At 57.7% G+C, this 7,457-nt stretch carries 8 protein-coding genes; 4 read left to right on the top strand and 4 right to left on the bottom strand.

From position 1 onward, the window contains the following. Positions 1–816 (bottom strand): choline ABC transporter substrate-binding protein (choX, locus tag AC1DRJ_RS15585; protein ID WP_477802959.1); only part of this gene is annotated, 816 nt, incomplete at its 3' end. Between the two features lie 16 nt (positions 817–832). Continuing rightward, positions 833–2,347: a choline-sulfatase gene (gene betC / locus AC1DRJ_RS15580; protein WP_477802958.1), complete on the bottom strand. Its 1,515-nt coding sequence runs from the start codon at positions 2,345–2,347 to the stop codon at positions 833–835. 114 nt (positions 2,348–2,461) lie between these two features. Between betC and AC1DRJ_RS15575 the strand changes: the two genes are divergently transcribed. Further along, a complete protein-coding gene (locus tag AC1DRJ_RS15575) occupies positions 2,462–3,412 on the top strand; it encodes a choline sulfate utilization transcriptional regulator (RefSeq protein WP_477802957.1) in 951 nt (316 codons plus the stop codon). Here AC1DRJ_RS15575 and AC1DRJ_RS15570 read toward each other — a convergent pair. Next, complete coding sequence (locus AC1DRJ_RS15570) at positions 3,405–4,070, bottom strand: NAD(P)-dependent oxidoreductase (protein ID WP_477802956.1); 666 nt, start codon at positions 4,068–4,070, stop codon at positions 3,405–3,407. The genes AC1DRJ_RS15575 and AC1DRJ_RS15570 overlap by 8 nt on opposite strands. A gap of 84 nt (positions 4,071–4,154) precedes the next feature. Between AC1DRJ_RS15570 and AC1DRJ_RS15565 the strand changes: the two genes are divergently transcribed. Continuing rightward, on the top strand, positions 4,155–4,481 hold the full coding sequence (locus AC1DRJ_RS15565) for a DOPA 4,5-dioxygenase family protein (protein ID WP_477802955.1): 327 nt from the start codon (positions 4,155–4,157) through the stop codon (positions 4,479–4,481). On the opposite strand, the gene AC1DRJ_RS15560 is transcribed toward AC1DRJ_RS15565, so the two are convergent. Next, positions 4,482–4,883 carry a GFA family protein gene (locus AC1DRJ_RS15560; protein ID WP_477802954.1) on the bottom strand — a complete coding sequence of 134 codons (402 nt, stop codon included), beginning with the start codon at positions 4,881–4,883 and terminating at the stop codon, positions 4,482–4,484. It lies immediately after the preceding gene. Positions 4,884–5,203: 320 nt separating this feature from the next. Here AC1DRJ_RS15560 and AC1DRJ_RS15555 point away from each other — a divergent pair, with 320 nt between their 5' ends. Beyond that, a complete protein-coding gene (locus tag AC1DRJ_RS15555) occupies positions 5,204–6,511 on the top strand; it encodes a CitMHS family transporter (protein ID WP_477802953.1) in 1,308 nt (435 codons plus the stop codon). 84 nt (positions 6,512–6,595) lie between these two features. Continuing rightward, complete coding sequence (locus tag AC1DRJ_RS15550; RefSeq protein ID WP_477802952.1) at positions 6,596–7,363, top strand: TerC family protein; 768 nt, start codon at positions 6,596–6,598, stop codon at positions 7,361–7,363. Positions 7,364–7,457 lie beyond the last annotated feature (94 nt).

Below are 7,457 nucleotides of genomic sequence, written 5' to 3'. Positions count from 1 at the left end.
GGCCGCCTCAGCATTGCTGACCTTCTTGTTCACCACTTCAGACATGATGCTGTTCTCCATGTCCTGGGTGAAACTCAGGTTGGTCAACAGCTTGCCAACGTTCGGACAGGCTTCGGCGTACCCCTTGCGGGTCAAGGTATGGACGCTGCCGGTATCGCCGAAATATTTCTCGCCGCCCTTCAAGTAGTGCATTTTCAGCTGCACGTTCATCGGATGCGGGGTCCAGCCGAGAAAGGTGACGAATTTCTGTTTTTTCACCGCGCGGGACACTTCGGCCAGCATCGCCTGCTCGCTGGACTCGACCAGTTTCCACTGACCCATGTCGAAATCATTCTTCTTGATGATTTCCTGCAGCGAGATGTTCGCGGGCGCGCCGGAGCCAATGCCGTAGATCTTCTTGTCGAACTTGTCGGCGAATTTGTTCAGGTCGGCAAAGTTATGCACACCCGCGTCCCACACATAATCCGGCACCGCTAGAGTGAACTCGGTGCCGTCTAGGTTCTTCGCCAGTTGCGTGACATCGCCCGTTGCGACGAACTTATCGTAGAAGCCCTGCTGTGCCGGCATCCAGTTACCCAGGAAAACATCAACCTGGCCATCCTTCAGCCCGCCAAAGGTGATCGGCACCGCGAGGGTGTCGATTTTGGCCTTATAGCCCATGCCATCCAGCAGAAACCCGGTGATGGCGTTGGTCGCGGCGATGTCGCTCCAGCCAGGGTCGGCCATTTTCACCGTCTCGCAGCTTTGATCGGCATAGGCCGACGTGCTGCCCAGAGCCAGAAGCCCGACCGTCAGTACTGTGGATAACCTTTGCATGGACTTCCCCTTAACATTATTGGTTTTGGCAGGGTTGTGGATAACGTGCTTTGCGCTCCAGATCATCGAGGTCGATGTGGTTGCGCATGTACTGCTGACTGGCGTCCACCAGTGGCTGGTGATCCCAGCTCTTGAGCTTGCCGAGGGACAACGCGTCGGCAACGAATCGCCGGCGCCGCTGGCTGGCGAGCACTTGTTGGTGAATCGCCGGTATGTTCCATTTGGCGCGTGCTTCGGTAAGAAAATCGTCGAAAAGAGCTCGATGTTGCGGCGATTGGCTGAGTTCTTCCAGCTCGCGCGGGTCGTTGTGCACGTTGAAGAGTAGGCAAGGGTCGTCTTCGCTGTAGATGAATTTGTAAGCACCGCGACGGATCATCATCAAGGGGCTGATAGTGCCTTCGGCCATGTATTCGCCGAACACTTCGTCGTGACCGCCCTGCCCTTGCAGGTGGGAAACCAGCGAACGACCGTCCAGCGGCAAGCCTGGCTCCAGCGAGCCGCCGGCCAGTTCCACGAAAGTGGGCAGCAGGTCGGCGGTAGAAACCGCGGCACTGACCCGCCCTGCTCCGAACTGCCCCGGCGCACTGATCAACAGCGGCACGCGGGCGGCCATTTCGTACCAATGCATTTTGTACCAGAGCCCACGCTCGCCGAGCATGTCGCCATGGTCTCCGGAGAATACGATGATGGTGTCATCGATCAGCCCGGTTTCCTCGAGTGTTTGCAGGAGTTTGCCGACGTTACTGTCGATATAGCTGCAGGCGCCAAAATAGGCGCGACGCGCATCGCGAATTTTATCCACAGGCAGTGGCTTGTCCCACAGGTCGTAAACCTTGAGCAAACGTTGGGCGTGCGGATCGAGTTCGGATTGTGCCGGGGTTTCGGGTAACGGAATGTCGGCATCGTCGTACATATCCCAGAAAGCCTTGGGGATGGTGTACGGGTCATGGGGATGTGTCATCGAAACCGTCAGGCAAAACGGCTGGTTGCCGTCCTCGCGGATGTGATCAAACAAATATTGCTGGGCCTTGAATACCACCTCTTCGTCGAAATCCAGTTGATTGGTGCGAACACACGGCCCGGCTTGCAGCACCGAAGACATGTTGTGATACCAGGACGGGCGCACATCCGGCTCGTCCCAATTCACCGCCCAACCGTAATCGGCGGGGTAAATATCACTGGTCAGGCGTTCTTCGTAGCCATGGAGTTGGTCCGGACCGCAAAAGTGCATCTTGCCCGACAATGCGGTGCGGTAGCCGAGGCGACGCAGGTAGTGGGCATAGGTCGGTATATCGGCGGGGAAATCGGCTGCGTTGTCGTAGGCGCCGATCCTGCTCGGCAACTGGCCGCTGACCAGGGTGAAACGCGACGGTGCGCACAAGGGGCTGTTGCAATACGCAGCATCGAACACCACGCCTTGGGCGGCGAGGCGGCTGAGATTCGGGAGTTTGATCGGCGAAGGACCGTAGAACGGCAACATTGGCGCGGCCATTTGATCGGCCATGATGAAAAGAATGTTCTTGCGCTTCATGTGATCGCGGCATTCCATAGTGAATATTTATGCGAGAGTGCTGCGATCGAGCATGTTACCCAGCCCGTTTGCGGTAAAGCCCATGCCAGGCAATGACTAGGATTAGCCCAGCTTATGTATGACGCCCTTGGTGATCTTTCTCTCGACCTGCTGCGTGCCTTCGAAGCGGCGGCGCGTCATCGCAGCTTCACCGCTGCGGCGGTGGAGCTTGGCACCACGCAGCCGGCGGTCAGTCAGCAGATCAAACGGTTGGAGGAGCAACTCGGGGCAAGGCTGTTTGATCGTATCTACCGGGGCATCGAACTGACAGAAGCCGGGACTATTCTTTTCGAGCAGGTTCAGCTCGGTTTGCAGAATATTGACGCAGGATTGAGCGCGATCAGCGCACAGCAGCAACATGAAGTGTTGCAGGTCGCCACTGACTTTGCCTTTGCGGCGTATTGGCTGATGCCCCGTTTGCACCGTTTTCACCAAGCCAATCCACACGTCGATGTCAGCCTGGTCACCAGCGAGCGCAACCACAACATGTTGCGAACCGATATCGATGTGGCGGTGTTGTTTGGTGAGGGACGTTTCAAACAGGGCGAAAGCCATTGGCTGTTCAGTGAAGAGGTGTTTCCGGTATGCAGTCCGCTGCTACTCAAGGATCGGCCCCTGCCCTTGCCCACACAGTCGCTGTTGGAGTTTCCGTTGCTTCATTTAAGAGGCGAACACAGCAGCAACTGGTTTGACTGGAGCGGCGTGTTTCGCGAGTTGGGGATAACGGCGGCACCGGCACCGGGGCAACTGCGCTTCGACAATTACACCTTGCTGATTCAAGCGGCGATTGGCGGCCAAGGCGTAGCAATTGGCTGGCGGCACCTTGTGGATAACTTGCTGGCGCAGGGTTTGTTATGTCGACCGATCGCGGAGTCCGCAATGTCCAGACTGGGCTACTACGTGGTCCTGCCTCAGCGAAAACGCCGCGGGGCGTTGATTCAACAGTTTGTGGACTGGTTGATGGCCGAGCAAGCCAGCAGCGCACAATCGTTGAATGGCCTGGCGCTGCCCTCTATCGCTATTTAGGGTCAGCAGCGATGAAGTTCACGTGTTCGCCAACGTGCAAATTCAGCCGTAGTTCATCGGCAATGCCGACGGCCACGCGGTTCAAACGTTGAAGCGGTTCGGCCAAGCCCGGTTCAAGGCTACTGCTGACATGAATGAAGTGCTCAATCGTCAGGCCGGAAACGCCGCGAGGCGCATTGACCAACGTCCAGTGCAAGGGACTGTTTTGCAGCGCTTCGCGGATTTCTTCGGCGGCGTGGCGTTGCAATTGATCTTCTATGTCCGGATCGTCCAACAATTCGAAATCACCCACCAGAAACAGTCTTTTAATGCCAGCCGCCTGCATGCCGTCGATCAATGCATCCACAGCCAGCACTTGCTCGACCGGGCCGGGCACAATGGTTTTTTCCACGTGTTCGCTGTTGAACGGCAAGCCGGGCGCTTCCAACAGGCAGATGACAGCCGAGCAGCCCGCCACACTCTGTTTAACGCGTTCCGCCTTGAACAGATCGCCGGTTTTGGTTCGCAACCCCGGGCGCGGCGCAAGCGCGGTCAGGTCATCCAGAATGGCGATCACTTCGTGCTGGCGCCGCAGCATTTCAGCCATCAGCGCACTGCCGAGGCTACTCATGGCACCATAAAGCACCACTTTTACCACGGGGGTTTCGGCATTTTTCATGGCTGAAGTTCCTTGTTTCCTACGTATATGGCGTGTGACCTGTGGGAAACGGTGAGGGTTCGACCGGGTTTTAGAGGGATTCAGATGCAGCAGATCAAGGGTTACCACGCCCATGTGTATTTCGATGCCAGCACCATCCATCAGGCACGGGCTCTGTGCGAGCAGGCGGCGCAGTTGTTCCCGCTAAAAATGGGCCGCTTTCACGAACGCCCGATCGGCCCGCACCCGGACTGGTGCTGTCAGCTGGCGTTTGGACCTGAGCTCATTGGTAAGGTGCTACCGTGGCTGGCGCTCAACCGCAAGGGATTGGTGGTGTTCCTGCACCCGGACACCGGCGACGACCTGCTCGACCACACGGAGCACGCGATCTGGATGGGCGCGATCCGGCCACTGGATCTGTCTATTTTCTGATCAGATCGTTTCTTGCGCTTCGCCGGGTAAATGCTCGTCCAGATGCAGCCAGGGCAAACGGCTGTCAGTCCAGATATGCCGCTCGGCGGGAGCCTGGTCGGGATGGTCGAGGGTGGCGATGGTCACGTCGATGCTCTCGGGGCTGAGACGGGTCAGCAGCGCCAGCTGCGCCCCACAGTTCGAACAGAAATAGCGCACACAGGTTGAAGAAGAGTCGTACTGCGCGGGTGTGCCTTTCAGCCATTGAAAGGCCGACGCGGGAACGGTGATCCAGGTGGTGACGATCCCGCCGCTGACCCGTCGGCAAATCGAACAATGACAGTGGGCGATGTCGTGCAACGGTCCGCTGAATTGATAGCGGATTTTTCCGCAGTGGCAACCGCCTGTATGAAATTTGTCCATTTTTGCCTCCTGCCCCTTTGTTCAAAGACATTGAACCCGTCCGACGACCGGCTGCACATCCGCACAACGCTTTCACCACCGAAAGCTTGCTGAAAGCTTCCCCGATTAGGATCGCCCCACTGCCGGCAACAGACCGGTTGGCCAGTGCCAGTGTTTTATCGCTCGCACAGCCCATTAAACAACAACAATGGTGATCCTGATGTCTTCCGCTACCCGCCGCTTCGCTGTCACTCCACTCGTTTGCCTCGTGCTTCCCGTTCTGCGCTGACCCCAACCGGTTCGCCCATTTCCCTTAGCCGCGCTACGCCTGGAGTACTCCCATGCTGACTTTCCTTGGCTTTGCCATGGTCATCACGTTCATGTTCCTGATCATGACCAAGCGCCTGTCCGCGCTGATCGCCTTGATCATCATCCCGATCCTCTTTGCCCTGTTCGGTGGTTTTGCGGGGAAAATCGGCCCAATGATGCTCGAAGGCATCACCAAGCTCGCGCCGACCGGCGTGATGCTGATGTTCGCCATTCTGTACTTCGCCCTGATGATCGACTCCGGCCTGTTCGATCCGGCCGTGCGCAAGATCCYCAAACTGGTCAAGGGCGACCCGTTGAAAGTTTCGGTCGGCACCGCCGTACTGGCGCTCGTCGTTTCCCTTGATGGGGACGGCGCGACCACTTACATGATCTGCGTGGCCGCGATGTTGCCGCTCTACAGCCGCATCGGCATGAGCCCGCGGATCATGGCCGGTCTGATCATCCTCGCCGGGGGTGTAATGAACATGACCCCATGGGGTGGCCCGACCGCTCGCGCGGCCAGCGCACTACACGTGGACCCGTCGGATATTTTCGTACCAATGATTCCAGCGATGCTGGCCGGTGTGCTGGCGATCCTGGCGATTGCCTACTTCTACGGTAAGCGCGAGCGTGCGCGTCTGGGTGAATTGCACCTGATCGGCGATGAAATCGATCACAGCGAAATCACCGTTTCGCAGTTCCCTGACGCTCGTCGTCCGAAGCTGATCTGGTTCAACGGTTTCCTGACCCTGGCCCTGATGTGCACGCTGGTCGCCGGGCTGTTGCCGCTGCCGGTGCTGTTCATGGTCGCGTTCAGTATCGCGATGATCGTCAACTATCCGTGCCTGCAACAACAGAAGGACCGCGTTGCGRCCCACGCCGGTAGCGTTCTGTCGGTGGTCGGCCTGATCTTTGCCGCCGGTATTTTCACCGGTATCCTGACCGGCACCGGTATGGTCGACGCGATGTCCAAAAGCCTGTTGGCGGTCATCCCTGAATTCCTCGGCCCATACCTGGCTGTGATCACTGCGTTGGTGAGCATGCCGTTCACGTTTTTCATGTCGAACGACGCATTTTATTACGGCGTGTTACCAGTTCTTGCCGAAGCCGCCAGTCATTACGGTATAACCGCAGTTGAAATGGCACGTGCCTCGATCGTCGGTCAGCCCGTCCACTTGTTGAGCCCGCTGGTACCATCGACTTACTTGTTGGTGGCCCTGGCCGGAATTGAATTCGGTGACCATCAGCGCTTTACCCTGAAGTGGGCAGTGCTGGTGTGCATGTGCATACTGGTTGCAGCGTTGCTGATGGGGATTTTTCCGCTGTTCAGCACTCTATAACCAACGACTCACCATGACGGGTCCGGTCTTCGTTGTTCGAAGTCCGGGCCTTTCTTGGTTTAACACATCCTCAAAGGAATACACATGGAATGGCTGACCAACCCTGAAATCTGGGTTGCCTTCTTTACCCTGACCGCCCTGGAAATCGTTCTGGGCATCGATAACATCATCATGATTTCGATCCTGGTCAGCCGCATGCCCAAGCACATGCAGGCGCGCACCCGGATTTTCGGTCTGGCACTGGCCATGATCACGCGGATCCTGTTGCTGCTGTCGATCACCTGGGTCATGCGCCTCACGGCGGACCTGTTTGTGGTGTTCGGCCAGGGTATTTCGGGGCGTGACCTGATCCTGTTCTTCGGTGGTCTGTTCCTGCTGTGGAAGAGCTCGCAAGAGATGTACCACGCACTGGAAGGTGAAGACGAAACCAACGAAGAGCCGAGCGGTACGGGCGGCAACTTCCTCTACACCATCGTCCAGATTGCTATCATCGACATCGTGTTCTCGCTGGACTCGGTCATCACCGCGGTCGGCATGGTCTCTCACGTTCCAGTCATGGTCGCAGCGATCGTCGTGGCCGTGCTGGTGATGATGTGGGCGTCGGGCACCATCAGCGAATTCATCGACAAGCACCCGTCCCTGAAGATGCTGGCGCTGTCGTTCCTGCTGATCGTCGGCACCGTGCTGATTGCTGAATCCCTGGACTTCCACGTGCCAAAAGGCTACGTCTATTTCGCCATGGCGTTCTCGCTGGCAGTTGAAGCGATCAACATCAGGATGCGCACCGCCATCGCGAAAAAGAGGAAGCAGCAAGATCCGGTAAAACTGCGCAAGGACATTCCGGGCCAATAACCCCCGGCGTCTACGCAATACCTGTGGAAGCGGGCTTGCTCGCGAAGACGGAGTGTCAGTCGACATCAATGTTGCCTGACACTCCCTCTTCGCG

This window comes from Pseudomonas sp. P5_B2, from assembly GCF_056400445.1.
Note: the sequence above shows the minus strand (reverse complement) of the source record. Positions and strands in the feature narration are given on the sequence as shown.

Excerpts from the sequence above, each read along its gene's own strand:
- betC (WP_477802958.1), bottom strand. The coding sequence starts at position 2,347 with ATGAAGCGCAAGAACATTCTTTTCATCATGGCCGATCAAATGGCCGCG.
- AC1DRJ_RS15570 (WP_477802956.1), bottom strand. The coding sequence starts at position 4,070 with ATGAAAAATGCCGAAACCCCCGTGGTAAAAGTGGTGCTTTATGGTGCC.
- AC1DRJ_RS15560 (WP_477802954.1), bottom strand. The coding sequence starts at position 4,883 with ATGGACAAATTTCATACAGGCGGTTGCCACTGCGGAAAAATCCGCTAT.
- AC1DRJ_RS15575 (WP_477802957.1), top strand. The coding sequence starts at position 2,462 with ATGTATGACGCCCTTGGTGATCTTTCTCTCGACCTGCTGCGTGCCTTC.
- AC1DRJ_RS15565 (WP_477802955.1), top strand. The coding sequence starts at position 4,155 with ATGCAGCAGATCAAGGGTTACCACGCCCATGTGTATTTCGATGCCAGC.
- AC1DRJ_RS15550 (WP_477802952.1), top strand. The coding sequence starts at position 6,596 with ATGGAATGGCTGACCAACCCTGAAATCTGGGTTGCCTTCTTTACCCTG.